Source organism: Pseudomonas sp. On1 (assembly GCF_033783325.1).
This window is the reverse complement of sequence record NZ_JAWPOA010000001.1, coordinates 168389-193654: the sequence shown is the minus strand read 5'-3', so window position 1 is coordinate 193654 and position 25266 is coordinate 168389. Positions and strand designations below refer to the sequence as shown.

44 protein-coding genes are annotated in these 25266 nt (G+C 57.7%); 38 read left to right on the top strand and 6 right to left on the bottom strand.

Annotated features, from left to right (window positions below; translation table 11 throughout):
* Positions 1 to 210 precede the first annotated feature (210 nt).
* The 23 genes from R5C80_RS01250 to R5C80_RS01140 all read left to right on the top strand — a co-directional run bounded on the left by R5C80_RS01250 (position 211) and on the right by R5C80_RS01140 (position 12768).
* A complete protein-coding gene (locus R5C80_RS01250) occupies positions 211 to 948 on the top strand; it encodes a head GIN domain-containing protein (RefSeq protein ID WP_282853740.1) in 738 nt (245 codons plus the stop codon).
* Positions 949 to 970: 22 nt separating this feature from the next.
* The gene (locus R5C80_RS01245) at positions 971 to 2023 is read left to right on the top strand and encodes a hypothetical protein (RefSeq protein WP_209418857.1); all 1053 of its coding nucleotides are present in this window, start codon (positions 971 to 973) and stop codon (positions 2021 to 2023) included.
* A gap of 88 nt (positions 2024 to 2111) precedes the next feature.
* Positions 2112 to 2822 (top strand): hypothetical protein, encoded by a 711-nt coding sequence (locus R5C80_RS01240; protein WP_319049489.1) that lies wholly within the window; start codon positions 2112 to 2114, stop codon positions 2820 to 2822.
* A complete protein-coding gene (locus R5C80_RS01235; protein ID WP_209418861.1) occupies positions 2815 to 3420 on the top strand; it encodes a hypothetical protein in 606 nt (201 codons plus the stop codon). Before R5C80_RS01240 ends, R5C80_RS01235 begins: the two co-directional genes overlap by 8 nt.
* A gap of 3 nt (positions 3421 to 3423) precedes the next feature.
* Positions 3424 to 3681 carry a hypothetical protein gene (locus tag R5C80_RS01230; protein ID WP_282853738.1) on the top strand — a complete coding sequence of 86 codons (258 nt, stop codon included), beginning with the start codon at positions 3424 to 3426 and terminating at the stop codon, positions 3679 to 3681.
* Positions 3682 to 3725: 44 nt separating this feature from the next.
* On the top strand, positions 3726 to 5972 hold the full coding sequence (locus R5C80_RS01225; protein ID WP_319049488.1) for a hypothetical protein: 2247 nt from the start codon (positions 3726 to 3728) through the stop codon (positions 5970 to 5972).
* 204 nt (positions 5973 to 6176) lie between these two features.
* Entirely contained in the window at positions 6177 to 6761 is a 585-nt protein-coding gene (locus R5C80_RS01220) for a hypothetical protein (protein WP_319049487.1), read from the top strand.
* Entirely contained in the window at positions 6754 to 7026 is a 273-nt protein-coding gene (locus tag R5C80_RS01215; RefSeq protein WP_319049486.1) for a hypothetical protein, read from the top strand. Before R5C80_RS01220 ends, R5C80_RS01215 begins: the two co-directional genes overlap by 8 nt.
* A gap of 63 nt (positions 7027 to 7089) precedes the next feature.
* The gene (locus R5C80_RS01210; protein WP_319049485.1) at positions 7090 to 7224 is read left to right on the top strand and encodes a hypothetical protein; all 135 of its coding nucleotides are present in this window, start codon (positions 7090 to 7092) and stop codon (positions 7222 to 7224) included.
* A 119-nt stretch (positions 7225 to 7343) separates the two neighbouring features.
* Positions 7344 to 7532 carry a hypothetical protein gene (locus R5C80_RS01205; protein WP_319049484.1) on the top strand — a complete coding sequence of 63 codons (189 nt, stop codon included), beginning with the start codon at positions 7344 to 7346 and terminating at the stop codon, positions 7530 to 7532.
* 163 nt (positions 7533 to 7695) lie between these two features.
* On the top strand, positions 7696 to 8073 hold the full coding sequence (locus R5C80_RS01200) for a hypothetical protein (RefSeq protein ID WP_010794365.1): 378 nt from the start codon (positions 7696 to 7698) through the stop codon (positions 8071 to 8073).
* Positions 8074 to 8075: 2 nt separating this feature from the next.
* The gene (locus tag R5C80_RS01195; RefSeq protein ID WP_319049483.1) at positions 8076 to 8339 is read left to right on the top strand and encodes a hypothetical protein; all 264 of its coding nucleotides are present in this window, start codon (positions 8076 to 8078) and stop codon (positions 8337 to 8339) included.
* Positions 8340 to 8368: 29 nt separating this feature from the next.
* On the top strand, positions 8369 to 8506 hold the full coding sequence (locus R5C80_RS01190; protein ID WP_319049482.1) for a hypothetical protein: 138 nt from the start codon (positions 8369 to 8371) through the stop codon (positions 8504 to 8506).
* A 42-nt stretch (positions 8507 to 8548) separates the two neighbouring features.
* The gene (locus R5C80_RS01185; protein ID WP_282853735.1) at positions 8549 to 8839 is read left to right on the top strand and encodes a hypothetical protein; all 291 of its coding nucleotides are present in this window, start codon (positions 8549 to 8551) and stop codon (positions 8837 to 8839) included.
* 10 nt (positions 8840 to 8849) lie between these two features.
* Entirely contained in the window at positions 8850 to 9035 is a 186-nt protein-coding gene (locus R5C80_RS01180; protein ID WP_282853734.1) for a hypothetical protein, read from the top strand.
* Positions 9036 to 9327: 292 nt separating this feature from the next.
* Positions 9328 to 9624 (top strand): hypothetical protein, encoded by a 297-nt coding sequence (locus R5C80_RS01175; protein WP_319049481.1) that lies wholly within the window; start codon positions 9328 to 9330, stop codon positions 9622 to 9624.
* 157 nt (positions 9625 to 9781) lie between these two features.
* The gene (locus R5C80_RS01170) at positions 9782 to 10192 is read left to right on the top strand and encodes a hypothetical protein (protein ID WP_319049480.1); all 411 of its coding nucleotides are present in this window, start codon (positions 9782 to 9784) and stop codon (positions 10190 to 10192) included.
* 37 nt (positions 10193 to 10229) lie between these two features.
* Positions 10230 to 10607 (top strand): hypothetical protein, encoded by a 378-nt coding sequence (locus tag R5C80_RS01165; protein WP_319049479.1) that lies wholly within the window; start codon positions 10230 to 10232, stop codon positions 10605 to 10607.
* Between the two features lie 17 nt (positions 10608 to 10624).
* Positions 10625 to 11005, top strand: coding sequence for a hypothetical protein (locus R5C80_RS01160; protein WP_319049478.1), 381 nt, complete (start codon positions 10625 to 10627; stop codon positions 11003 to 11005).
* Positions 11006 to 11250: 245 nt separating this feature from the next.
* The gene (locus R5C80_RS01155) at positions 11251 to 11430 is read left to right on the top strand and encodes a hypothetical protein (RefSeq protein WP_019484784.1); all 180 of its coding nucleotides are present in this window, start codon (positions 11251 to 11253) and stop codon (positions 11428 to 11430) included.
* Between the two features lie 81 nt (positions 11431 to 11511).
* Positions 11512 to 11658 carry a hypothetical protein gene (locus tag R5C80_RS01150; RefSeq protein ID WP_010792826.1) on the top strand — a complete coding sequence of 49 codons (147 nt, stop codon included), beginning with the start codon at positions 11512 to 11514 and terminating at the stop codon, positions 11656 to 11658.
* A gap of 3 nt (positions 11659 to 11661) precedes the next feature.
* Positions 11662 to 11838: a hypothetical protein gene (locus R5C80_RS01145; protein ID WP_319049477.1), complete on the top strand. Its 177-nt coding sequence runs from the start codon at positions 11662 to 11664 to the stop codon at positions 11836 to 11838.
* 201 nt (positions 11839 to 12039) lie between these two features.
* Positions 12040 to 12768 carry a hypothetical protein gene (locus R5C80_RS01140; protein ID WP_319049742.1) on the top strand — a complete coding sequence of 243 codons (729 nt, stop codon included), beginning with the start codon at positions 12040 to 12042 and terminating at the stop codon, positions 12766 to 12768.
* Positions 12769 to 12846: 78 nt separating this feature from the next.
* Here the strand turns inward: R5C80_RS01140 and R5C80_RS01135 are convergent, their stop codons facing one another.
* A complete protein-coding gene (locus tag R5C80_RS01135) occupies positions 12847 to 13662 on the bottom strand; it encodes an ERCC4 domain-containing protein (RefSeq protein WP_319049741.1) in 816 nt (271 codons plus the stop codon).
* A 95-nt stretch (positions 13663 to 13757) separates the two neighbouring features.
* On the opposite strand from R5C80_RS01135, the gene R5C80_RS01130 reads away from it, so the two are divergent.
* The 10 genes from R5C80_RS01130 (at position 13758) to R5C80_RS01085 (ending at position 18392) form a co-directional block, all read left to right on the top strand.
* The gene (locus tag R5C80_RS01130; protein ID WP_319049740.1) at positions 13758 to 14096 is read left to right on the top strand and encodes a hypothetical protein; all 339 of its coding nucleotides are present in this window, start codon (positions 13758 to 13760) and stop codon (positions 14094 to 14096) included.
* 46 nt (positions 14097 to 14142) lie between these two features.
* Positions 14143 to 14634, top strand: a complete 492-nt coding sequence (locus tag R5C80_RS01125) for a hypothetical protein (RefSeq protein ID WP_319049739.1) — start codon at positions 14143 to 14145, stop codon at positions 14632 to 14634.
* Positions 14635 to 14650: 16 nt separating this feature from the next.
* Entirely contained in the window at positions 14651 to 14782 is a 132-nt protein-coding gene (locus R5C80_RS01120) for a hypothetical protein (RefSeq protein ID WP_319049738.1), read from the top strand.
* A 3-nt stretch (positions 14783 to 14785) separates the two neighbouring features.
* Positions 14786 to 15280, top strand: coding sequence for a hypothetical protein (locus R5C80_RS01115; RefSeq protein WP_319049737.1), 495 nt, complete (start codon positions 14786 to 14788; stop codon positions 15278 to 15280).
* A gap of 23 nt (positions 15281 to 15303) precedes the next feature.
* Entirely contained in the window at positions 15304 to 15672 is a 369-nt protein-coding gene (locus tag R5C80_RS01110) for a hypothetical protein (RefSeq protein WP_319049736.1), read from the top strand.
* A 174-nt stretch (positions 15673 to 15846) separates the two neighbouring features.
* Positions 15847 to 16188: a hypothetical protein gene (locus R5C80_RS01105; protein WP_319049735.1), complete on the top strand. Its 342-nt coding sequence runs from the start codon at positions 15847 to 15849 to the stop codon at positions 16186 to 16188.
* Positions 16189 to 16270: 82 nt separating this feature from the next.
* Positions 16271 to 16492 (top strand): hypothetical protein, encoded by a 222-nt coding sequence (locus R5C80_RS01100; RefSeq protein WP_272837639.1) that lies wholly within the window; start codon positions 16271 to 16273, stop codon positions 16490 to 16492.
* Between the two features lie 26 nt (positions 16493 to 16518).
* The gene (locus R5C80_RS01095) at positions 16519 to 16767 is read left to right on the top strand and encodes a hypothetical protein (protein ID WP_272837640.1); all 249 of its coding nucleotides are present in this window, start codon (positions 16519 to 16521) and stop codon (positions 16765 to 16767) included.
* Between the two features lie 89 nt (positions 16768 to 16856).
* A complete protein-coding gene (locus R5C80_RS01090; protein WP_272837641.1) occupies positions 16857 to 17804 on the top strand; it encodes a hypothetical protein in 948 nt (315 codons plus the stop codon).
* A gap of 39 nt (positions 17805 to 17843) precedes the next feature.
* The gene (locus R5C80_RS01085; protein WP_272837642.1) at positions 17844 to 18392 is read left to right on the top strand and encodes a hypothetical protein; all 549 of its coding nucleotides are present in this window, start codon (positions 17844 to 17846) and stop codon (positions 18390 to 18392) included.
* Here R5C80_RS01085 and R5C80_RS01080 read toward each other — a convergent pair.
* Entirely contained in the window at positions 18389 to 19900 is a 1512-nt protein-coding gene (locus tag R5C80_RS01080; protein ID WP_319049734.1) for a Fic family protein, read from the bottom strand. The two genes, R5C80_RS01085 and R5C80_RS01080, sit on opposite strands and share 4 nt — an antisense overlap.
* 209 nt (positions 19901 to 20109) lie before the next feature.
* On the opposite strand from R5C80_RS01080, the gene R5C80_RS01075 reads away from it, so the two are divergent.
* The 4 genes from R5C80_RS01075 to R5C80_RS01060 all read left to right on the top strand — a co-directional run bounded on the left by R5C80_RS01075 (position 20110) and on the right by R5C80_RS01060 (position 22746).
* Positions 20110 to 20739 carry a hypothetical protein gene (locus R5C80_RS01075; RefSeq protein ID WP_319049733.1) on the top strand — a complete coding sequence of 210 codons (630 nt, stop codon included), beginning with the start codon at positions 20110 to 20112 and terminating at the stop codon, positions 20737 to 20739.
* An 85-nt stretch (positions 20740 to 20824) separates the two neighbouring features.
* Entirely contained in the window at positions 20825 to 21274 is a 450-nt protein-coding gene (locus tag R5C80_RS01070; protein WP_319049732.1) for a hypothetical protein, read from the top strand.
* Positions 21271 to 22320, top strand: a complete 1050-nt coding sequence (locus R5C80_RS01065) for a hypothetical protein (RefSeq protein ID WP_319049731.1) — start codon at positions 21271 to 21273, stop codon at positions 22318 to 22320. The genes R5C80_RS01070 and R5C80_RS01065 overlap by 4 nt, the downstream gene beginning before the upstream one ends.
* 96 nt (positions 22321 to 22416) lie before the next feature.
* Positions 22417 to 22746 (top strand): hypothetical protein, encoded by a 330-nt coding sequence (locus tag R5C80_RS01060; RefSeq protein ID WP_282853715.1) that lies wholly within the window; start codon positions 22417 to 22419, stop codon positions 22744 to 22746.
* A 135-nt stretch (positions 22747 to 22881) separates the two neighbouring features.
* Here R5C80_RS01060 and R5C80_RS01055 read toward each other — a convergent pair whose 3' ends face one another.
* A complete protein-coding gene (locus R5C80_RS01055; protein ID WP_319049730.1) occupies positions 22882 to 23337 on the bottom strand; it encodes a hypothetical protein in 456 nt (151 codons plus the stop codon).
* A gap of 397 nt (positions 23338 to 23734) precedes the next feature.
* Entirely contained in the window at positions 23735 to 24115 is a 381-nt protein-coding gene (locus R5C80_RS01050; protein ID WP_282853713.1) for a hypothetical protein, read from the bottom strand.
* Between R5C80_RS01050 and R5C80_RS01045 the strand changes: the two genes are divergently transcribed.
* A complete protein-coding gene (locus R5C80_RS01045) occupies positions 24093 to 24446 on the top strand; it encodes a hypothetical protein (protein ID WP_319049729.1) in 354 nt (117 codons plus the stop codon). The genes R5C80_RS01050 and R5C80_RS01045 overlap by 23 nt on opposite strands.
* A gap of 56 nt (positions 24447 to 24502) precedes the next feature.
* On the opposite strand, the gene R5C80_RS01040 is transcribed toward R5C80_RS01045, so the two are convergent.
* Together R5C80_RS01040 and R5C80_RS01035 are read right to left on the bottom strand one after the other, a co-directional pair.
* Positions 24503 to 24772, bottom strand: a complete 270-nt coding sequence (locus tag R5C80_RS01040; RefSeq protein ID WP_319049728.1) for a hypothetical protein — start codon at positions 24770 to 24772, stop codon at positions 24503 to 24505.
* Between the two features lie 11 nt (positions 24773 to 24783).
* Positions 24784 to 24990: a hypothetical protein gene (locus R5C80_RS01035; protein ID WP_272837650.1), complete on the bottom strand. Its 207-nt coding sequence runs from the start codon at positions 24988 to 24990 to the stop codon at positions 24784 to 24786.
* Between the last annotated feature and the right edge of the window lie 276 nt (positions 24991 to 25266).

Genomic DNA, 25266 nt, shown 5'->3' with positions numbered 1-25266 from the left:
CATATCTTGGTCGCGGGACAATCCAGGGACATTCTCTGGAGAAAAACCTTGCACAGACGACACCGAAAACACCTCGCCGTGTTCTTGATCCTGGCGACTGTGGCAGGAGTGATCAGCTTCTGCTGGGGTAGTGGCACACCCCAACCCAACCGATCATCTCCCACACCAAATACCGCCATCGCGCAGAGCGAAACCGAGAAGGGCCTAGACATGACCAGCTCCCTTAACGACTTCTTCCCTGAAGACTCTAAATGGAGCCGGCCCGCGAGCTTCATCAAAGAATCCCGCCCCATCCACCAGGTGAAGAAACTCATCATCAATGGCGCAGTTGATGTCGTGTTCTTTCGAGATCAAACCCCGCGCCTGGTAGTGGCTGGGGAAACGAAAGAAGCCGTGGATCGCGTTCATACCACCCTGTCTGGTGACAAGCTGGTCATCGAGCAGGAGGGCAACGTGATCATCTCAGGAGGTGGGAGCATCAACATTTCCGGCAACGGAAACATTGTGATCAACGGCGTGCAAATGCAGTTCAACGGCCCGGTGGGCTCCAACAACATCAAAGGTGCCCCGATTGGTACCGGCCGGGTTTTGGTTGCCATCAGTCTCCCGATCGCTCCTCGTGTTCAGGTAAACGGTAGCGGAGACATCACTCTCAATGGTCTGCAGCAGGATGCATTCGAGGCGAGTATCCAGGGCTCGGGCGATGTGACTGTGCAAGGCACGGTACGAAGCCTTGAAGTCGAGGTTGCAGGCTCCGGCGACGTCGACGCCCGTCAGCTTACTGCGGCATTGGTGGACTTGAGCATTGCCGGATCGGGTGACATCAGCGCCTATGCCAGTCAGTCCGCTCGCGCTCGGGTGGCGGGTTCCGGCGACATCGTGGTGTACGGCAACCCTGCCCAGCGCGATCACCGTGTCGCCGGCTCCGGCAAGATCAAGTTCAAGTAAATCAGGCACAGAGGAACGAGACATGAGCAATACCCTGACTTTGGCCCGGGACCGAGCCAATGCCTTCGCCCGGCTCCACCTGCAGGAGTGTGCAGCTGAGTTGCTGTCCTGGAAAGAAACCTCACTCCTCCCCACCGATGGCCGTATCCGAGAATTGGCCAAGCTGTGTGCCGAGTTCACCGGGCCGGTCGCATCGCTGGGCGTCGCAGAGGCAACGGTATACAGCATCGCGCTTCAGGCGCTCAGTACGCCAGATTCCCAATTCAACGTGACCAAGATTTCGTCTCTAGATCTGCAGGAGTCCGTTACTTCGCCACAGGTTCCAAAGTCAGCCCTACGCCAAATGGAACTTGAATCACTGGATGACCCCGGCGGTGTGCTTTTCTTGAACTTCAACATGCAAGGACTCTCCGTTCGTTACGCCGGCCAAGGCGAGGTTAAGGTGGACATGTTGGCGGGGATTGCGCCACTCCCGATCAGCAAGCACGACTTCTGGACCAACGTTGCCCGTCATTCCCTGGCCGCAGCGGTTATCGTCCTCAAGCTCCACCACCCACAGTCAAGCAATGTACAACTGAAGGATATCCTGACAATCCTTCGTGACTTGGAACAGATGCTGGCGCTGGTCAACTCGGCTCCGAAGGTGCACGCCGGCTGCGCAAGCTGGACTGACTGGCTCCATTCCTACCTTTGGTACTGGAAAGGGGAAGAACAGGGAGGGTGGGATGCCCGCCGCTTCAAAGCACTGCATCTAGGCCTGGTAATGAAGTTGACCGAGGTCCTCGATTCGGTTGATCAAGAGCCAGAAGTCTGTCGCCAAGCGCAAGACGAAGTTCAGGCCTCACCTTCGGTCGCGAGCCGAGAGCACATCGACGGCGCGCCAGCGGATCAGTCCCAAAGACCTAGGTTGGAGTCAGTCGATGACGGTCCAATTCAGCGAGCGCTGGAGATCATCAACTGGATATCTTGCCGGTCGGACATCACGCCCAAAGATATGACTCGGCTTGAACGCTCAAGCGAAGAACTTACGGCATTGCTTGCCACGCTTTCACAGGCGAAAGCCCAGCCATCCTGAGCAGGGAGCTGGTTCTGGCACACCGCGAGGCCGCCGATGATTGCTTCCGTGAAATCCCATTCCTCCACCTCTTCAGGAACTGCAAGCGATGAGTAACGAAACGGAAAGCACCATACCGGCGACCCTCCCCCAGCAGCCGGAGGTTCTCGCGTACCTCAACTTCCACAAGCAGGACGTCACCGGTCTTTCCTTCTCGCCCCTTTCAGGGCGGTGCAAGCAGCTGATGGCTGTTGAGCAGTACCACCAGAGTGTGGATGCCCTGAAGGCCCAGTTGGACATCGCCTTGCAGGACCTGGCTGTGGCTCAAGCCGAGCTGCAGCGTAACAAGGTCACCATTGCTGGGATGAATGAGGCGCATGCGAAGCTCGCCGAGTTGTATGAGGGGGCGCTCTCGCAGATCAAGACGCTTACTGCTACGCCCACCTTCAACCTCTGCCGTTGCGGCGATCAACGCCTTCCGGCCGTAACCCAGGAACACAACTCCCTGGGGCCGTTTTGGAAAGCGGCATGCCCGGCCTGCAAGCATTCGGTATCGACCTTCACCGAGCCCGGCCTCGTCCAACTGTGGAACGCATTGTCCAAGGTGCCCCGGCCCATTCCTGCGTCCACCGACGTGGAAGGGCATGTCGGTTTGGTCACCTACACCGCCTTCTGGAACACCTACGTGTCCGGCTACGAGGATGGGAAGCAGGACTCAAGGGCCAGCAACTGCGCGAAGTACAACCCAAGCGGGGCAGCTCACAAATCCATCGCCCTGCTCGCCAGCCTGGCCCAACCGGAGCAGAACTCCCATGAGTGAGACCCAACACAACCTGAGCACATCGGCCGGCGGCCGCGGCTACCTGGTGGATTACTTCCAGACCAAACTCGGACGCTACGACTTCACCCGATACATCCGCGATCGTCTGGCTGCTGATTTCGCCTGCATTTTGTCCCAGCACCTGACAAAAGAGCAGGCCGAAACCGACAACATGCGCGCGGAGCTGCAGGCGCTACGCGCGGATCGAACGGCAGGATGGCGTTGTTTCCACTGTGGCGAGCACTTCCTCGACGAGGCCGCTGCCGCCCTTCACTTCGGCACTCATGAGATGCAATCGCCGGCCTGTCTTATCGACGTGGCGGAGTACCGAGCGATGGAAGCACGTATGCGCAGCTACAACGACGAAGATGCAGAGATCCACCGAGCGATGGCGCGCCAGCGAACACAACATCAGCTCGAGCTTCGCCGGGCTGAAGAGCAGGGCTATTCCCGGGGCCTAAAGGACACTGCGGACGGCATGGAGCGCCAGCATCGCTTACATCAACTCGAGCTAAGCCGCGCTGAAAGGCTGGGGTATTCCCGGGGCCTCAAGGAGGCTGTGGGGCTGGTCGTCGACAAGCAGATGCAGGAGGACTAACAGTTGAGCCGAAAACGAACCACTCAAGACAAGATCGCCAAGGTTCTGGACTCCTATCACGCCTACCTGAAGGGGTGGAAGTACGACGAAAAGCAGTCCCTCTTTTCTTCTGGCGGGTGGATGTTCAAGGGCAAGAACCACACCGCCCACGAAATGAACACCAAGATCCTCTCCCGCCGCAATCAGGACGTGCAGAAGATCCTCAAGATCACTTCCGAATCGAACGCCGGCACGGGTGACACCTCGCTCTCTGCACAGTGACAGGCGCGCCAGCTTCTCTTTATTCACAATCTCGTGGAGTCAACATGTCTTTCATCCCTTCTCCGTCGAAATCCGGTGCCCGAACCGAAGCCGAAGTAACCCCGCAAGCCCCGGGCCTTGCGATGAATGGCTATGAGATCCGAAATGCTCTGGAGTTCCTGGCCCCGGAGCGCACTCCTGAGCAGATGTGCCAGCGACTGGTGATCGAACTGCACTCCGAAGCTCAGGAGATCCGCTGTCCTGAGTCTGGCCTTTACGCGCGCCACGAAAGACTCCCAGAGGACATCGCCATCTACCTGGTTGACCATGAGCCCGCCCAGGTGCTGTCCACCCAGGGTATGGCGCCGTACCACAAGGACGATCTCGATGCTGACGATCAACCCCGACATGTGCCCAGCCTCGTGCTGAACGGCTATCAGTTGCTGAGCGCCATCGAGTTCCTGGCCCCGGACAATACTCCTGAGCAGTTCGAGCAGACGCTGGTGATCGAGCTGCATGAGCAAAACGAGGACTTCCCTGTGGCAGGCTTGTACGCCTACCACGAGGAATGCCCTGAGGAAGGGGCAATACTGCTGCTCGACCACCAGGAAGGAGTGCCGGCCGGAGGTGGTCAGGAGGACACCTACGAGACCAAGATTGCGAAAACCATCGAGCTGGTGAAACAGGCTGCAGATGCCATCCAGGTTTTTACCGGGCACGACAGCGGCGCGAATCTGCGGCACCACTATGGCGAGAAATGGTGGGAGAAGTTGGACGACTTGCGCGACAAACTGCGCGCAATCGGGAAGAGCCTCCCGCTCGGCCACTCCGACCAGTTGCTGGCGCTCGACAAGCAGTGCCGGGATGATGTCGGTCGCGCCTTGGGGCTCAGCCCTTCGGAAGATCGTGGTTTTGCTTGGTCCTATCTGCTTGCCGCAATCAAAAAAGTAGTGGGCTCACACGTCCTGTCCTCGATCAAAACGGCAGTTGAGCAAGCTGGCGTGCATGGGGCAGTTCAGGATCAACGCCCTTCTGATTGGTCGCGCTTCGATCCAACCTTCGTCATTGAGTATCTGCGCGAGAGCAGCACCTTTGATGCTGACCTCATCGGGAAAATGTTGGAGTACGCCACTCGCCCTGTCGAAGCCGGACAAGCCTCGCCTACCCCTGTGCTTGGGTGTGACTACCGAGGCAAACATTTCGGAGCCCCGTACCTGGATGCCCAGTGCCAGAACGGCTACCTCTGGGACGAGGATAGCTGCGATGAGCCTGGTGGGCCGCTGCTCAACGGCGGTGATATTCCGTGCCCCAAATGCAATGCCGCGGAGTACGCGGAATACCTGAGCCTGGACGAGGACGAAGATACCAGCCCGGTGCCTGTTGGCGATATCGAGCTGGCACGCAAGCTGTTCGAAGAAATGGCACTCATTGCGGATGACGAGAAATGCATCCACATGCTGGCCGGCGCACTTTCCAAAGCACAGCCCCTGGCACCCCACGACGATATTCTCTCCCGAATGAGCGAACTGGAGTCCGTCGCCAAAGAAGGCAGGCCGAAGAAGATCGTTGTCCGACTGAAGCATCCCGACAGCGAGCCCACCGGTTGCAGCAGCCTGCTCAACTACCACGAACCGACGCGCCAGCAGTTGATTACTGCCGGTATCCCGCTGAGCCGGCACACCCGGAATCCTATCGTCAGTTTCGGGATGATCGGGTGCAACACGACGGCCGATGGCTTTATCGAATACACCTGGGGGGAATCCCAGGAGGTCCTGCTCGACAAATCCATCCCACCTGCAGACATGACACGCCCGGCCTGGCTGATTCCGGAACTCAAACCTGACGTTGTGGGTTCTCTACTGCTGGGAGGAATCAGCGGCTCGGAGTACGGCGACAACGACATTCAGGTTGACTCCAGGGTCGTCGAGCGGCTCCAGGCCGAACGTGTAACCACTGAAGACGATGTAGTTGTCGAGCTGGTAACTGCCGACCAGTACAAGCGCGATGTCGCTGGTCTGCAAGCACGTGTGGATCTCTTCGACCGTCTGGCGGTCGCCAACAAGGCCCTTGCCGACTCGTTCCAAGCTGAACGGGACACTGCCCTGGCCAGCCTGGCGGCTCAAGTCCGCGTGATCCCCGCGAACTGGAAGATCGAACGTACCGGTGAGCGCATCACCGTCCAGCACCAGCACAACGGTGCCGGCTATGCCGCCTCCCGTACGGGTGAATCCGGTATTGCCGAGTCGGTACTGTTCCTCCTCGCTTCCGACCTGGTTGGTGATGGCGTTGTCGCCCAGGAGGACGAGGCATGAAACGCCGTCCAACTGGGTTCGTTGCGACGTGCCAGTGTGGCGTTGCCGTTGGTGCGATGGACATCAATCGCACTGAGCGAGCGGATGCGGGCAGGCTGCTCGGCAAATGGCTGTACGACGGTTGCACCGTCGAACCGTGCTTCGCCGGCACCTGGTCCGCGGAAATCGGTCCGTGTAAGTGCCCCAAGGCACAAGGAGACCAGCATGAATAAGGTGCATCGCTACAGCGTGGATGCCAGGAATCTGCACCCACAAGGCTTCCTGACCGGCCAGGGTATGGGTGAGGTCGTCCACGTCGAAGAGTTCGACAAGGCAGCCGCCGAATCCCAGACAAACGCCATTGCGCTCGCTGGGGCACAGAAAGAGGTTGCAACTCTCCGCGCCATGCTGGGGATGGCACCGGAGTGGATGGCCCTCACTGGCCCCGGGCAGATCAAACAAGGCGACATGCTTCGCTTTAAGGTCGGTGACAGCGAGATCGAAGCGCCAGCACAACTGGTACTTCACGAGGGAACCGGCCGCGAGGAAATCGTCTACAACCGTGGGAAGAACCACTACTTCATCACCGGCATGGCCGCCGATGGCACAAGTTCTCACAAGAGCGTCATGGTGAAGCGCGGCCGGGCCCGGACGGGTAATGAACAGCTTCTCCGTCGACTTGGACAGGTCATCGCCTGGCAATGCTTCGGCGACTGCAGGATGTTCAGCGAAGAAGCGGTGCCGGCCCCTGCGGAGGTCATTGCAGAGCTGAACGCTGTGCTGAAGGGCGCGGAGTCCGGCCATGCCTGAGAAGCTGAAGCCGGTTTGTCATCGTGCGTTCTTCCTGAGCGCTCCCCAGCACTGGGGACCATGCAGCAAGGAGCACCATGACATGGTCAAGGCCAACCCAAAGGAATGGCCTGATTATGAGGTGCAGGAGCTTTACGTCCTTCCTGCGAATCATGTGGTCCTTCCGCGGGATCTGCTGGAGCGCATTGCCCATGACGATGAAGGTATGTCCGACCTAGCCGACTTTGAAGAGTTGAAGCGGCTCCTTCGTCTCCAGCAATCGTAACCCTGGCCTCCAAATCCTCATCCTGGGCGTTATTGTCCAGTCCAGCCCATCAGGAGAAGCACCATGGATCTTGTTCAACTGCTCGAGGCAATCCGCTCTTACTACGGCGATACCAGCCGCACTCGCGAGGCCACACGCGAAGGTCTTGAAGAAGCCCAGAGCGAAATCGAAACCTTGATCGACAGCCTGGCTGACTAGACAAAGGCCTACCGGTGGCTTCTGGCACGCACTGATCAAATAGAAGATGGGCTGAAGTCAAACGCTCTAGGAGAACCCCGACAGTGCATCACGCCCCTGAAACCGCCTCCCTCACGGCCATGACGGAGTACCAAGTGCTGGCATGGATCGACGAGCAGACCTGCTATTCGGACCAGCACAAACCAACCCCGTCGAACTTGCTGTATTTCGCACGCACCAGGGGGAATGCCAACCTGACGGACATTGATGAACGCCGGTGGGTGCTGTCCCATACCCCGGCCGGATATGAGTTGAAGTGCCTGGACTAACGGCTTCCCCGCCTGAGCTTGCCAGGTAAAACAGGCCCGATACCCTTGGCAGTTCGTCACGGCTCTGCCAGGGGGCATCGGAGAGAGAGTTGAATCGGTACCAGCTCGCTCTCCCATGCAGCCCGGAAAATTAGTTCGCCCTGCAGGGCGTAATGGAGCCCCTATGGCATTCGAGTACGTGCGCCAGCATTACCAAGTCCCAGCATGCGTTGGCCGGCGCGTTACGGCTTACGGTGAACCAGGCACGATCATGGCGGACCACGGCCATTACATCGGCGTGGTTTTGGATAGCGACCCGAAGAAGCGGATTCGGAATTACCACCCCACGGACGAGATGGTGTACGGGGAAGTTACGAGTGACCTCCCCCTCCGCCAGTTTGAAGTCCTGATCTGGGGGAGGAATTGGTGGGATTCTGCACGGCAAACCATGCAAGTTTGGGCTGCCAACCACGCCCAGGCCAAATACAAGGCGTACCAGGAACTGGATGACTGTTTCGAGGACGCAACTGCGATGTTCGGCTTCAAAGCCCGCCTGGCCTAATCATGCATGTCAACGAGCGCGAATGCGAGGCTGCAGGGCTTGATCCGAAGGAAGTCCGCAGAATCGCAGCCGGTCTGAGCCGTTATGCCCGCGAGGCTGCAGCCCTGGGGTTGGAGATCTTCGGCGGTTCAGGAACGGGTGACCTTCGTACCGAGGCAGATGCCCGACGCGCAGGACTGATTCTGGCACGCCTGGATGGATCGTTTAATGGTGGTGACGGTGCATCGGATTACGACGAGGACGGACTTCTCCGGGGCGAAAGCTGATTACCGCGCGCCAAACAGAGGACATGTGCATGAGCGATGCAGCAAAGACCTTACTCCACCACGTGACTGGCTGGCGCTTTAACGGGTGCGCCGATGAGGCGATCCGAGGCTATTCATTCCACGCAGCACTTGCGTGGGCACAGGCGATCATCGCCGGAACTGAATAACGAACCGCTCTATAAAGGAGCAACCAGAGAGAGAGAAGCGATATGGAACAGATGACTATCGATGGGAAGCCGGTCGTGAAGGCCATCAACCTTCGTTGCTTCCAGGTTGATGAGCATGACTACTACGCCGCAGCCGACGAGGTAGACGCCCTCCGACTGCATTGCGAACTGACCGGGATTGACCCTGATGAAGTCGACAGTTGCACCGAGGTTGTGGGCGATCTGCTCGATAAACCCTGGCAGGAAGAAGACAAGCCAGGTGTCGCTGTCGGCACGCTTCGTCAATGGCTTGCCGAGGCCAAAGAACCTGCCTGGTTGGCCGGTACCGAGTAAGGAGCCGGTCATGACCACCGAAACCCATCGGGACTATCCCTCACTGGAATGCCCTCTGTGCGAGCGCCTGACCAAGCCGCGCAGCCTGAATAAGAATGGCAGCGTCACCTACAGCTGCCCGCCTGACCATGTGAACCACGGCCAGCGATACACCTGGCGAATCGCAGAAGGCGGTGAACTGGTCGAGAAGCGGTAACGCCCTCCTCTGCCGTGGGCAGAGGAGATTCACCCCGGATGTTTCGGAAAGCACGTTGACCTCCATCGCTAGGCGCGGCGCAAGACAGCGAAACAGCGCGCTTCCCCACACACCCAGAACCTTGAGGCACAGAATGAAGATCGATGATTTCCGTTGCAAAGGCTGCAACCAGTGGAAAGACGTATTCCAGAAAGGCTCCCAGAAGGGTTACTGCATGGTTTGCAAGCCGCGCAAGGAAAGCAAGGCAAACGGTCGATAGGCCGCCCTTTTAGTCTCCCTAGGTTAGGAATCCATGACCAAGCTGTTTAATGCCGAGAAGGTCTTGTGGCTCGCATCTCAAGAAAAGCCGCTGCATGTCTCTCCTAAGGAAGCCGCGTGCTTCAGTGACCTGGACGGAATCGTCGAGGAGCGACTCGCCGCCGGACATCTGGAAAAATGCGGTTCAGACGACTCCGGGGACTACTACCGCTGCACCAAGGCCGGTCTGATCGACCTCTACAAGATGAAGATCGCTTGGCGGAAGAAGAACGGCAAGTCGATCGAAAAGGAAATGGCCAAGCTCAACGAGCTGCTGGCCAGCGCCAGCTGATTCACCTGTTCCATCGCCCGCGCCTGCCGGGTCCCCGCCGCAGGCCCGCTACCCCTTCGGGGGTATCGGAGAGTGCGACAACCAGCGTAAGCCGGCCACTCTCCAATACCCCTCCCCTCAACCAGGCTGTTCAGGAGCAGATCCATGGCTGTACCGATTGACTCTAATTCAGGTTGGCCGCGTCTTCGAATTCCCGGGTGGCGCACGCCGTGTCGTGAAGCTTTCGCCACCGCTCGGTACCGGGTTCAACGTGGAATGGGAGTACGCCGATGGTCAGAAGCGCCAGGGCAAGCACGGCGGTGCCCAGTGGGTGCATTACTTCCGAAAGTCTGCGAAACGGGAACTGGTGGTAGACGGCCCTGGCGGTCAAACCCGTGCACTGCGAACTTCCGAAGTTGTTCCTGTCCTGGACGCACCGATCGACGTCTCCATCCATACGACTTGCCCGAGAAAATGGGCCTTCGTGGACCTGGAGACCGGTGAGGTCTGGAAGCACGACGGACAGACGTTCATCCGCGCTTCCACTGATGAGGTAAAATCGGTGACCCGTGCGCTTGGCAGCTGCTGAAAGCTGCCACGTCAGTTCAAATAATTAGAGACGAATTATGCGCAGCATATTCTCAAACCCAATCTTCGAGCTTTTCATTGCCGGCATCGTTATTGCTGCGCTGGGCTCAGCCAGCATGTACATCTGCGCCAACTTGTTCGAAGAGTTTTATCTCCTCGCCCTCAGAAAGGGAGATACGGCATTGGTAGAACGAATCCAGCTCCAGATGATGTTCGGTGCAATTTTCAATCTGGTCGTTGTCTATTTTCTGCACAAACTCTACTCGGCCCTATTCCTTAGTGGGGCCAAGCTCAACGGGATGCCTGCCGACAGGAAGCCAGCCATCCAGTCAGCTCTCAACAAGGTGATGTTTGCCTCCTGCATCTTTGGCATGGCCTCTGTACTGTCGGTCTTTATTCTGAAGTTCTGGAGGTAAACGCCTTGCGCTGGCAGTTGATTGAAGCAGTAATTTTGGACAAGCCAGCCGAGGGCGATCCGTGCAACGGTTGTGGTCTTTGCTGCATCGCCCAGGTATGTGATCTCGGCCTGACGCTTGGTGATGATCGTAACTGCCGGGCTTTAATCCAGAAAGCTGACAACTCATTTTCCTGCGGTCTGGTGGTCGACCCCTACCGCTACTTGGATGCTGATGCAGTTAAGCCCTGGCGGATCATCGACGAAATGAGCGGGGGTAACGCCGGCGAGGAGGCTCTGAAGAAGATGAACGCCGAGGGCCTCGGCGCTGGGCGAGGCTGCGATTCCGATGATGAAGAGGCAGCGCAGATCCTCGAAGAGGCACATGCAAACTGGCAGTTGAATCTACCTCTGCATTGATGCCCTTGTGGCACCCGCCCTAACCGGTATGGTTGGAATAGGGAGGATTGGAGAGCGGCCTGAACGGAACCCAGTAGCACCGTCCGCGGACACGGCCCCAGGGATGAGGCTGGGATAGCGCAAGATGCGCCCTCGCAGCGGCGGCAGAGAGCGCTGGCAGGTGTCAGCAGGCTGCTCTCCAATCCTCCCCCGACAGCCAGCCCCATCCTGGCGACAGTTCATTTCATGCAATCAGGGCCCAATATATGGCACAGAGCCTCGACGAATTTATCGAAGAGATGAAGAAGGACCTGGAGTCCTTCGCCTCGGAATACCGCAAGTCCCACGCGGAAAACCCGGAGCACTTCCCGCTTGTTCTCGACGACAACAACGACGGGCTATGGCTGGAGTTTCTGGTGGACCATGCCACCAGGGATCGTAGTTAGGCATATTCCGGCAGCTACTGGTGGCACACGACAGCTCCGGTAGGATAGCCCCATCAACTCAACCATTGGATGGAATAGAAAATGATCGTGAAGGTATCCCTCACCGCCGACGAACTCGCTGACATGGACATGACTGAGCAACAGTTTCATGACCACGTAGTGGCAGCCTTGGATGACGCGCAACCCGATCTGCCCGGGTTCAATGTCGAAGTAGAAATTCAGGACTGACCTATGGCCGCCAAGCAGGAGAAGTCGATCGCTTTCGAAGCAGGCCGCAAGGCCTACCACTGCGGGGTTCCGCTTGAGCAGAGCGCACTCCGCAAACTGCGCATCGGCAGTGCCCAGTACGAAGATTATGTAGACGGCTACGATAGCGCGAAGGCAGCGACGTCAAAGCGCCAGCAGTAATTCGTGGCGACCGCTTAGTAAAAGGCCCCTCCAAATTGAGGGGCCTTTGCGTTATGAAACCATGCTCCCCTTCAAATTTCGCATGCGAAACTGCCTTAAGGCTCAGTGACCTCAATTTCCACCCAAAAATCAGGCACAGGGATAGTGGCACTCCCTCTGAGCCAGGACTATGGCAGCATCTTCTGCTATAGAACTCACCACATGAAAACGCTGGATCTTCAAGGCAATCTGCTCAACCTGTACGTGGCCCTGGCAATGGGCGGCTTCGATGAGTCCTCTGGCAGCTGGGCACCATTCGACTATTGGGAAGGCACGATTCGATATCGAGATCAGGAGTTCAGTCCCCTCACTGACATCGCCACAATTTGGCCTGAGGTACTGCGTCTCCGACTTTCGACTCACTGCGACGATGATGGGCTCTGGTCAATATCGTTACCTCCGCAGTCCCCCTCTGATCTCGGGGTAGTTAATCAACCGGCAGGTGAATCCCAAGCATTCCGCGTCGCTGACCCTATTCACGGTTACTGCCTGGCCATCGTTTGGAATCAGTTTGGTCCCGAGGTTCCGGACGTATTTGAGTCGTCATGGGCAGGCTGTGTCCCTCTGGAGCACTACAATGTGCCGCTCGACACCTCGGTGGACTTTGACGGGGTTGTGCAGCCTCTGCAGGTTCAGAAAGCAGCGGAGATACTGCGCACATCGCCCCTAGATGCCAGCCAGGCCGGCCCGCTGATGCAAGCCGCTTTCTTCCTGGGTGTCCAAGTTGTCCAGATCAAACCCCAGGAGCCTGGGCGTCGCTGGTCGATCCAGGTGGGCAACAGGGCTGATAGTCAGATCCTGGCTTCAGCTCTCACCGCTGCTGGTATTGCTGCAGAAGCTGCCTCTCACCACGCCTTCCATGCGGTGTACTTCGAGTACGGGCAAGACTAGGACAACGGTCTCAACTGGGAAGACCTACGCCAGCAAAAAGCCCCTGCTATGCAGGGGCTTTTTCACCGTACTTAGGATTCAAACCAACGGATCTGATGCCGGCGGATCAGCAAACAGAGTGGGCTGCTCTTCAACAGACATGCCTTCCGAAACTTGGAAGTGAATCCCGTCGTAGATCGCCTGAGCCTTCTTCGGACCTATCCCCTTCACCGCACACAACTGCTCCACCGAGGCATTGATCACCGCATGTACGGAACGGAAGTGCTCGAGGAGTTTGCGCGCGGCAACTGGGCCACAGCCATTCAAACCCTCCAGGGTGAATAGAGACTGGCCGACGCCGGCGGGCACCTTCCCCTTTCGAGTGGCAGGTACATAGTCGAGCCCTTCCTGCTCGTGCTTGGCGAGCCGGTAGATCATTCCGGCCGCACGCCTGGGGGCCTTGTACCAGAGCACCGTCTGTTGGAGCACCACTGCCAGGTAACTCAGTGCACCATCCAGTGCATCAGGATGAATCTGGGCCCTGGTGGAATAGACGTCGCCTTCAATCAGCCAGATTCGGCGCTTGAAGTTCATCATCATCTTGCTGGACTGGTTGATGAATCTGCCATCGGTAACGCTCATGCAGAAGTCGATTGCGGTTTTCCGCTCCAGCACTAGATCGGCGCTCAGGACATAGTCCCCAACCTCCAGGTTCACGATTTCAACCTCTGCGCCCATCTCGCGCAGGGCATCGGGAATACGTGAAGGGACTTCCCGGGCGTCCACAAAAATCTTGACCATTGCCATTCCTGACCGTATTCGGGGATCGACCTCAATATAACGGGTGACTGAGTTCTGACCACGTCTAAACACTGCTCTGGAGAGCAGGCCATTCAAGGCGATAAGCAGCTGCATGGCAGGCCCGATATTTCTCGGGGTAAAGGGTGGCGGCACACTCTCAACGCTGTAAAGATCGCTTCATCAACCAAAAACGCGCTTCGGAGAGCCCCATGAACACCCTGCCTTCCCCTGTAGAGCAACTGGCCAATCTCGGCTACGACCTGGTCAATGGTGCCATGCGCTTTGAGGCCGCGATGTCGATGGGCGCCTCGATCATTGTCCGTGACGAAAAAGGCAATGACCTGCAGATCACCAGCAACGAAGGCCAGCTGGTTGTGGGCGCAGCCGCCGGAAAACAAGGGCTGACCCTCCCCGCCATGATGGTACGCCGCAACAATCGGCAACCCTGCAACAGCGAAGGTGCGATGAGCATACCTCCGGCTCATGTCGCCAAGAAGCCGAATGTGCCGGCGGTCATGATGCGCCTGCTGGCACGCAGCCAAAAGTGATCCGGTCTAGAACCGGCCTGCCCAAGCCAGTATTCGGAGACAACGCATGCACATCAGCATTTTCCATTCGGTAAAGGCGCCCCTGGATGGCCACCGATTCGCCTATGGAACCTTGGCAGAGGACTACCAGGGCGACGACGTGATCGCCAAGGTCGTGTTCTTCAACGGTACCGCCCATATTGCTGGCCGGTGCAACGTGAATATCAACAAGGGCCAGATGCCCAGTTCCGAGGATATCGTGAAGGCATACGTTGGCCGGCAATTCACCTTGCTGGACAACCAGGCAATCGTCGACGAGTTGCAGACAGCCCTGAAGGCTGAATCGAAGAAGCGCGCACAGGGTATCGCGCACACCAATCTCGCAGCTCTTGCCGGCGAGGTGCTGCACTGGCGACAGCGCGGTTCCCTTCCTGAGAGCGGTAAATTCCGAGATCTGGCCCGTATCTGCGCGGAATATACCAGTAGTGGCTATGAGTACCAGGAAGCCGAGCGGCTGGTTGAAATCGAAGCCCTAAAGCATGCCCAGTCGGCTCTGTAAATCGTGGAGGACCTCAATGCCCATTGACGATGATGACTTGGCGCTTGACCGGATGGACGACAACCCTTCGGAAATCGACGCTGACGAAGAAGCACTTGATGCCCAGAACGATGAACTGGCATCCACATGGACCGACACCGAGGATTGATTGATGGCTCGGAAGGTAGAGAAAGCGCGCCGGATCGAGGTGTGCGCAGGCTCGGCAGAAATTGTTTGTGTTCCCGCCGACAATTTCGACTTCAACGTAAAGGCCTGCGCAGATGCCCTCGCGGCGTTTAAGAGAATCGATTCCACCCTGGCATTCAAGGATTGGGAGGAAGGTACCACCGGGTACAGCATTGAGCGGGCGCTCGCTGATGCTGCCCGGCGCTGCCGTGTAGTCACGGAGCGTGAAGGAGAAAATAGCACTCGGCGTACCGCGCGCCTGAAAGTATTCCGGCCGGGACAAGAAGACCTGGAGTGTGTAAAAGCCTCGGACTACGACAAGGTGGTAAAGGCTTGTGCCGCGGCGGCAAAGATCCTGGCTCGTCTCGACCCAGACCTGAATTTCAGGGACTGGCAGGACGGTTCTGGCCGCATCATCGAGAAGGTCCTGGCACCTGCCGCGCGAAAATGTAAAGCCGTGGCAGATGCAGAAGCCATCTGATCTCAATTTTGGAAACTGAACTCATGGATGCGAACCTCAATCTCAAAGCGGCCCTGGCGGTCGCCCTCAAGACGGCCGACACCCAGCGCGCCACAGTACCTGCCTTGCCGGAAGGCTGGGTTCGGGCTGCAAGCCAAGCGTTAGCAGCGGATGATTGCCAGGCAATCGAAGCGACAGCCTTGACCATGATCGATGCGCATTTTGGTTACGCTGCCAGCTGGGACTTGCGCCCCTGGCTTGCTGACCTGCGCACCGCGGCGACAGAGCCACTCGCGCGGCGGCTGGCGAAACGCCTGGTTGCCGAGGAAGGCCATGAGCGCGCGCTGCATGCCTACATGCGCCGCACAGGTGCTGATGAGCCTCGAGCTCGCAGCGTACTGGCGAGCTTCTGATCCTCCTACCTGGCGGCACAGTCTGGCCGGCAGTACAAATTCGACAACACAACCGCGGCATAGCTACCTACCAGAACAGAGATCTAACGATGATCAACGAAACCACCTAGACGGGGTGCAGCCTTCAGAATGCGCGCCGCGCCCTCGAGCTTTGACCAAAGGATCAGCTGCATAATGCGTCCTCAACAGAAAACTGTCCTGGGAAGCCACCCGACCAGCCTGCCGCCACCCAGTGATGACGAACTGGCCGACATGAAGTCCAGCGGCTACTTCCTGGACACCAAGAGATTCCCTTGCGGGCGCGTCGCCGGCGTCATCAAGTTCATGTTCACCTACGCAATCGTCGCCGATGTCACCACTTTGGGCTATTCAAGGCGCTGGTGCTATTCCGACCTGATGGCCACCCTGTGCGCTCTGGAGGACTGGGAAGACTATGAAACCAGGCCGGAGGGATGGCACCGGGAGGCTCACTCCGGGGAGCGCCGTAGCGCTGATGGAAAGGTCGAGCTCTACTAGGAGCCGCGATTGTGGCACGGCCCCAGCGGGAAGATCATGTGCACACCCCCTTCCTGAGCAAATGAATCGTAAGGAGAAATACATGGAAACCCGACTTTGGACAGTTGGCCGCTTCCCCGTAGGCTCTTGGACTACAGGCGGTAAGCCGGAAGACTCTGACTATGAATTTTGCGAGGTCTACCAGATCCCAGCTGAAAGCCGAGAGAAGGCCATCAAGAAGGCTCAGGCGGTACGCTCCCGGCTGAAGAAGAAGGGCCTTCCCTTCCCGACCCAAAAACAACCGTACCGCGAAGATTTCAAGTAGCGGCAGACTGCAGGAAGGAGTTGAGCATGATGGAAGAGTTCAACGGTCGGCCATTGACCGAGGAGCTCCGCCGGCTGGCCAGGAAAAGCATCGGCGACTGTCAGACCGTCATGGTCCTGGCCGCCGAGGCAATCCAGAATCGCACGCCGGCAGACTTCAAAGGCAGACCTCTCCACCTGGCCCTCGGCAGCTTGGCCCATCGGAATATGGGGGATGCCAAGACGGCGATGTTGGTCGCGGCCGATGTACTTGAAGCCAGGCTTACCCGGCCATGACATCGTTCATGACCGCCGGCGTACGATAGCCGCTCGCAGTTAGGTAGTGGTGGTCGTATCCTCGATGGCTCCATCCCTCAGGAGCCATCATGGAAAGGGAAGACTTTCTCGCCCAGCCAGATGTCGAACAATTTGTCCGCTGGCTGACCAATCACCTACCCACTCTCCAAGTACACCTCAAGTGCCTTCCCAGTCAGTTTGTGCCCGGGGGGCTAGATGTGCAGGTTCAAGGCATCGAAGCCGTACAGGGCCAATATCAATGGAAGGGTAACTGGGCAACCGTCAAAGCCCGGCTGGATGCTCTTCGGGAAGACCTCAGATCGGCAATTCAGGCCAAAGGCCAGGACGATACGTTCAGCGCCTGTGCCGCCATTCTCGACTGGGGGAATGTGCCGTCTTCGAAGGGCTTTCTCCAGGACCTCAGCCAGAATGGACAATTGGTCAAGTACCTGACCGACCGGCAACCCCTTTTGAGCCCTGCTGGCACTCAGAAGCTTTCCGACCTCACCAAACAACGGTTCAGCAGATTCAACTCGGGCCTGACTAAAGTCCATGCGCTTCTGGATACGGATGGTTCCCCCATCTATGACGGAAGAGTCGGGGCGGCGATCGCTATGCTCTACCACCTGTATAGGGGTTCGTCAGAGGCTCGGGCCGCCGGCCAGGCTTCGCACCGGATGTTCGGCTGGGGACCGGGGCTCGACGGTCCAGAATCTGACAGGATTCGACAGATCCGCAATCCCGCAATGCTCGGGCGCGGTTACAGCGGGACTCCCCAGCTCCTCTACCAAAGCCCCCACATTTGGGCGCAGCGTCAGCTGATCCTGGGCTGGATCATGCGAGCCGTGCTCGAGCGGACTACCTTGTTCAAAGGTGAGGACAGCTCCCTCGCTCACCGGTGCCATGCCTTCGAAGCAGGGCTCTTCATGATGGGCTATGACCTTCGCGCGCTGATCCCTGGGGGGTGGTCGATACCTGACCCGAAAAAGAAGGTCTATCGTCGCCGCAGGGATGCTGGCACACCTCTGGTAGCCTGAGGATATGATTTGTCCGAACTACTAGATCAGGATCATCAAATGGAATTCCACGAAGTTGTCCGTCTCGTCAGCACCGTTTCCACGCATGCAGCCAAGGTGCTGTCGGAGGCACTGGCCAAACCCCGTGCCGGCGATTGGCTGGCGCTGGTAGACGATGAGGCCCTGCAAGCGCACTCCGCGATGGAGCAAGCCCTGCGCGAGGTGCGCGAATTGAAGCGCAAAGTGAGTGAAGACGCTCCGGAAGAGGCTTACGACTTCCTGAGCCGCTGCGACAACACCTTCGAATACTCGCTGGCCACCATCACTCCTCGCCGTGGAGATGAACCGGCGGAGGCTCATGCTGGCCGTGCAGGATCAGCTAACCGGCAGTTGACCTACCTGGTGAAGCTGGCTGGCGTTTACATCACGGCATGGGATGAGAATGACGCACAGATGCGCGACTACTTCGAAAGTGGTTGCCTCTGCATCCTGAAGGACAAGACCCTGCAGAAAGCGCCAGCCGAAATGTCCAACGAAAACGCAGTGAAGCTCTACATGGACAATTGCAAATGCAGCCGGCACCCGGAGCATGGTCTCCGGAAGGGTTAATCCGACTCGCCTTCCCCAACGTTGGCCTCGTTGCGTTGGTCGCCCAGTACCTGCTGGGCGACCTGCTCGATGAACTCGAACACCTCCTCAGGCACCGTGTACTGGAACTGCTTTCGCCGGTTTTTCGAAACGATCCCCTGGTTGGTCAGGCACATCATTACCAGCTGTGCCAACTCACTACCGCGAACATCAAATCGCTCGTCTACGGCCCTATAAACAGCGTCAAAGCACTCCAAGAACGCAGTTTCCTCCCTTAGCTCAACCTCCAATGCATGTCTGGCCATTACCATAGTGAAGGTCACGCAAGGCGTAGCATCCCAGAAGCGGTATACCGCCGGGTGCCCGCGGAACTGGAAGGCTAGTTGGCCATAGTCAATCCACTGCACATCCCAGAAGTCTCGTACCGGGCGCGAGAACGTCTGTAGCGCTTCCAGGTACATGCGCTCTTCTCGCTTCATGGCCACGGACACAGGCAGCAGTAGACCATTCTCCAGCGCGCCGGCACGGCAAAGCGCTTGGTGGATGAGGAAACGAGAAAGCCGGCCATTGCCGTCCATGAATGGATGCAGGAATACGAAACCGAAGGAGATGATTCCCGCGGCAACAAGTGGATCGATCTGCATGGGGGCCTCGTTGGCAAACCCCATCAGGCTCTCCATCAGTTCCCTGCAGAGCTCAGGTGGCGGCGGCACGTATGTCACCCCCGCAGCACCTTGAAGAGCGCCAGCGAGGTGGTTCTGTTCATGCCGGAAGGCAGCGGCAAGATCGTAAGGATTTGCGACTGTCGCGTTTTGGAGCCCAACCAGGTATTCCTCAGTCAGCGGTTGGCGCTCATGGGCCTGGCGCAGCAGTTGGATAAAGCGCCGTGACTTGTCTTCCGTTGGAGCCTCACGCTCGATCGCGAAACTGTCCTTCGTCTCGCTCAGGTAGGCCCAGTTGATGGCGCGATCCATCATTCCCGGCGGAAGAGACTCCATGAAAGCTTTCGCGCGGCCAAGAATATCGTGCTCGACCAGCTCGGTTATGGCAGGCGTCCGCTCCACGGTGGCGCAGTAGGTGAGATCGCCAAGGCCATTGAACTCAACTCGCCACTTCGAGTTCCGATTGCCCGGCCTTGTGATGTAGCGCTCCGGATCGAACAAGTGGACGAAGGGCCCGCGGACGGGGGAATGCTGGGCCAGTTGCTCGCCGGTGAAGGCTTCTCTCAAGAAGCTGGCCTTTCTGATATAGATCCCGTTGGGTGCGGCCTGTAGCGCCCGCTCAAACTCTTCAACCGGAATCCGCGGGAGCGTTTGTGCGAGAATCGAAAGGTTGATGCCCTCATGCTTTAGGGCAAACAGCACATTCCCCAGTATGTCCTCCGGGGCTGGTGCGATGGCAGGCGGTACGGCCAGGGTTTGGCCAATGCGCTCAAGACGAGTCACAGGCTGTACAATGGCTGGAAGACGTAGTGGTACAGCCGAGAGCGCCAGCCGCTCGTGAAGAAGTGCGTATCCTGCTGCCTGCATCCTGGAATTCCTTACATTTCCACCCTGGTTCCCAAGTTTTTCTTCACTCGGCCAAGAAAATCTTTAGTTCTGGGGAGTATGCCGATTTTTTCTTTACTTGCCAGCTTCAATCCGAAACAGGGGTAACGAAAATCTTACCCTCCGTCGCTTCTGCCACATCCCTCACCCGCTGACGATATGCCTCATCAACCACGAATGAGGTTTTCATCATGCAACTGCGCAACACCACCGACCAAGACATCCACCTGTCCGCCGATCAGCTCGAGGAGAAATACAGCCCCGCCGGCGGCGGCCAGCATCCGACCTTCACCCGAGAGGACTGGCGCGTCGCCGTAGAGGCGGACGACACCATCAGTGGCTACTGGTCCTGGGTACATAGCGAGATCCAGTCGCTCCTCGATGATTCCCTGGTCGAGTCCAGTGTCAGCAAAGAGGTTGAAACCCCCATGGGCCTGGTGGCTGACGAGAAAGGCGTCCGCCAGCTGCGCTTCGTAGCAACTATCCATGGCACCGTGGACGTGAATGATGGCGAACCTGGCAGCGGGAGCGTCACCGAGAGCGAACTCGGCCGCCAGATCAGCGATTCCATCAACACCATGATTGGCAATGGTGGCCTGACTGGGGACACTCCGGCCGTCGTCGACAGCAAATCGGTCAGCATCTGCGTCGCCGAGGTGCTCCATACCTCCCAGCAGACCATCTCCATGCTTCGTGAACAGGGCTACGCCGTTGTGCTGTTCAACAAAGACGAACTGGGCAATGCCAGTGCATCTGCACTTGAAAACCGCCTCATCGAATTGGCCTCCGACGAGATCCAGTACCTGCAACCTGCAGAGTGATTTTCAGCGCCCTGACTTGGAGTGAGCCCTGGCAGTCCGGATGGTTTACTCGCTCGACCTTGTGAATTTGCGGAGTTGAATGGATATGACCGAACAAGCCCTCATGGCAACCGAAGCCCTTCCGACCCAGACCTACCGCGATCCCCGCGATGGGAAAGTCATCTGGAGCAACAATGGGGAGGACTGGCACAACGAAACCCTGGCCGAAGTCCTCAAGCGCAACGACCACCTGCTGGTGGGTTCCACCGTCTTCCGCGGCGAAATGCAGTATCCCGATCCTGCAGGCTACATTCCCGAAGTCGATGACGTCCTCATTCACATGCAAGAAGAGGCAGAGGGAAGTGACTGCGGCGAATGGGTGGAGGACTACCCTGAGCCTTCTGATGAAGCGAAAGCCGAGCTTAAGGATCTGCTTGAACCGATCAAAGCTTGGGCGCGCCTGCATTGCCGTCCCGACTTCGGTCTTGTCGAGAACGTCCAGGAGCACGTTCTTACCCAGGAAGACATCGATCAGGCCATGGAGACCAAGGCGTGAACACCTACATTCCCTCCCAGACTACTCCCAACCGGCTTGGTGCTGATTCCCGCGCCTGGTCTGCTCGGGTTCGAGCAGAGATGCAGGAAATGCTTCAGGAATGGTTCAACTCTGCCACTCAGTGCGAGGAAGCCGACGTCGACCACGAGTTCAATCGAGCTCTGGAGCACCTGATGATTTTCGCGGAGCGCCCCCAGGACCTGGTTGCTGAAGACGCCTCCTACGATCTGGCCACACTCTCACGCTTCGACCAGTTTTGCGAAGAAAGTGAAACTGCTCGCTTGTCTGGTGAAGGCGCCTTCATCCGCTATGAACATGCGGCACAACTCGTTCGCGCATTGGAACTCAAGGTCGCCCAGGCTGACTTCAACTACGACAGCGATCGGGCTGCCTGGCAACGTCGGGAAGCCGAACTGCTCGCGCTGCTGGGCTCCCCGACCACTACCCCAATTCACCAGTGTCGAGAGATGCACAACCCGCTTTGGGAAGATTGCACGATTGAAGACGCTGAGAAGGCGCGCGCAGAGGGGCTGGAGGTTCGTACCATGTACTGCCTCCCTGCAGACGCTGTACGGGTGGGGTTGGAGCAGGAGAACCAAGATCTACGTCTGCAGTGTGGTGGCATGGAAATGAGCATCGACGAGCTCCGCAGCTCGCTCAGTCAGCTCCAGCACCAGCTGGCCGAGATCTCGACGGACGCAGTTCAAGGCGTTGAACCGGTTGCGAAGTGCGGCCGCGGCCCGGTGGCCTCTTTCTGCCACCTGACGGACTATGGTCGCCAAGTGCTGCCCGAGGGGCGGCATTCTCTCTACACCGCGGCCCAAGTAAAGAACGGTGTCCTGCTGCTCCCCGACAATCTGCTCAGTCACCGACAAAGCTGGCGTGCAGCATTCGAGCGCCTGATTGAGCTGGAGCCAGAAAGCCATCAACCTGATCATGATGAACGTGGATTCTGGAAGCACGAGCTCAGGGCATTCGACCAAATGTATGCTGACCTGGGCCGGCTTAAGATGGAGTATCGTCAGAAGCAACAAGAACCGTCCTAAAATCATCAAGTGCTAAGAGCCGGATGAACAGGATACGTATCGCGATTTTAACGTGGGCTACGGTTCACAACGACTAACAAGCAAAAGGAAGTTCCGATGGACGCTAAAGAAGCGCGCCAGGATACGAAATCTTCGAGTTTCGAACTTTTTTGGAGAACTGCATCGCTTCTATCGATCATGGTAGGGAGTCTGCTCTTGGGGTCTGGCCTTTTTTTCGACCTTCAGGGCAATCTCTTTGTAGCTTTGACAGCTGGCTCAGCGATATGCCTATCCGCTCTTGGAGGTACTATTGGACTGGTGCTTGTCGGCATGGGATGCATGCTGCTCGGAGCAGTCTTAGGGGATATCGTACCGACTTCGTTGTTTAACCTGTGGCTACCGATTATGGCTCCAGGCTTGGTGTTTCGCATTTTCTGCTCTGATTGACCAGAGCCAGAGGCAGTTCATAGAGTGCGACATGGGCATCGTCTTGAATGCCAGTTGCTGACCCGGGGGGCCCCCCCATTTGTAGAAATGGTCGGCCCCCTGCGCGATCGTCGAATCACATCGCAAGCGCATTCTCTAATACGGCTTTACCAGGTGTGTCTCTGGCTGGAATTGGGCGACGTAGGCAAGCACTGCGGCCACCCGCAGGCCCGTAGCGCTGCCCTTGTCGGTGCATTCACGATAGGCCTGGCCGCTCTGGACGATATCGCCCAGCAGCTCTGCCGCCTTGTCCAGGTGTTGCTCTGTTTCGTTGGTGTGTTCGATGAGCCGCTGACAAGCCTGCATCGACTCGCCATACCGCCGATCCATGGCCTGAACGATTTCCAGCAAGCGCTCGGTACCGATTTCGTCGGTATCACCCAAGCAGAAACGGCCGCCCACATCCTGAGTGCACTGGCAGTCGTCGGTCAGCACTTCCGAGCTACCGACCCAACCGCACATCGTGCACTCTGCCGCGTAGTAGCTCCCCTCCAGTGGCTCTTGGCCGATGTTAAGCGGTATTCGCACTATCTTCTCAGCGTTGCTCATCATAAGTTTTCCGTCAATTCAGAAATGTCCAGCACTCTTGGCTGCAGTCCAGCGCCCACCATTGCACAGTCGAGGCAGCGCAACCGTTATCCTGTTTCACTATCATGGTACTGGGGCCGCTGAAGTACACCCGCTCCTTTAGGTCATGCCCGCAGTCTGGACCGCGATCAGGTGCCGACTCACCGCGGCGCGGCGTAGCGGGAGTTGTCAATGGTACCGGTCGCGTGAGTCGGGCGGCTTGTTCCTGCTCGCCCAGTTGCCTGGCCAGCGCTTCACACGTGCGCACACGTGCGGCGTAGGACAACCGGCCAAGGACGCCGAAATCATCCCAACCCAGCCGCTTCCCAACTTCACAGTACGCTCTGCATCGCCTCACTGAGCTGAGTAGCCATGGCCATTATCAGAGCCCCAGCCAAACACGCTTACCGTCAGCCCAATCGTAGAGTTGCTCAAGCATGTTGTTGAGGTCCTCCAGAGGTGTGAAGTCCGTTTCGGCTTCATAGCTGTCCGGCCTTAGTGTTTCCATTCCCTCTACGACATGGGCCAGATCTTCGTCCAGATCGCTTGATTCCCAATCCAGCCAGGCGGCTGGCACATTGTTGCGAATCAGCGCGCCGATTCGGTTGGCCACCTGGGCAGAATGCTCATTCGAGGTGTTTGACTGGTCTTCGCAGAGGATCTTCTTGATGTCGATGGTACGATCCCAGACTGGTTTACCAGCAGCACGCCGCGCTGCTGCTATTTGATGGTTTTCGACGATGCTTTCGACGGTACGTGGCATCACTGATTCCTTAGTTCTTCGGCTGGTTGGTGTTTCGCATGGCGTCGACAACCTTGTAAGCCCACTTGGCGCCATAGTCAGCGGAGCCCATTGCATAGCGCTCAGCATTCTCGACCTCAATTCGACTGAGGACGCGCAACCCAAGCGCTTGGGACTGGAGAACGGACGCCCGATGTACAGCATCGATTTCTGCGGCAACCCATTCTTCGACACCTCGTCCGTTTCGTTTCTTGGCCTCCTCCTGGAAAGCCGCGTAGATGCTCCGGGCTGGTTCAGTAGTCGGTTGGAATACGTCTCGCACAGTGTTATCCCCTTCGTTTTCAGTGTTTAGATGTGGGTTGGTTTCATCATCCGCGGCCGCAACCTTCGCTGCTGGCGGACAGTAGATTATTCCTGGATTGATTTGGGCAAGCTGATGTTGCCCTCTTGGACGGCTTCGATGCGGATAGAATCACCATCCACAGAAACCGCGATGAAGCTCCCTGATTGTTCCAAGGCTACACATTGATCCTCGAATCGATAGAACCAGTTGTCCGTTTCAATGCGACAGGTCGGAGGTTCCATACCAAACTCTTGAACCCAGTTCTGCACGATGACACCCTCCAAAGTCAGGCTTTGGGAAAGGTTGAAAAGGTCAAATAGGTTAGAAGTCTGCATAGCCGAATTCCTTACTGAATCAGATTGACTGTCACGCCAGCTGCTTTGACAGCTTCGAGCGTGGGGAAAAAGCTGCACTCGTGTACAACGAATCCTTCACTATCAATTACGTCTACGTGGGCAGCCAGCTGATCCACGATGCATTCGAAAAATTCTCCGGGCTGCTCAGTTCGGCGGGTGTCTCCGTTCCAGTCCACAAAAAATCCTGCGATAGCCATGTGGAGTGTCCTCAATATTCGTTATGGGGCGGCGTCTCACGGAATGCCAGTAACGCAATCTCATCATCAGGCCAGCCTTCGCGTGCCACCAGCCAGATTCCCGATTGTTCCTGACTCAATTTTCACCTCGACACTAGTGCTGCCAGATGGGCGAGATTCCCGACGAACAAGGTAGGTTGGTGATGGTAAGTGAGGAAACCTCCCACATTAGCAACCATAAACGCCTCTCTTCGAGGGATTGGTGAACCCGGGCCCATCCATTTCACTTGAACCTGT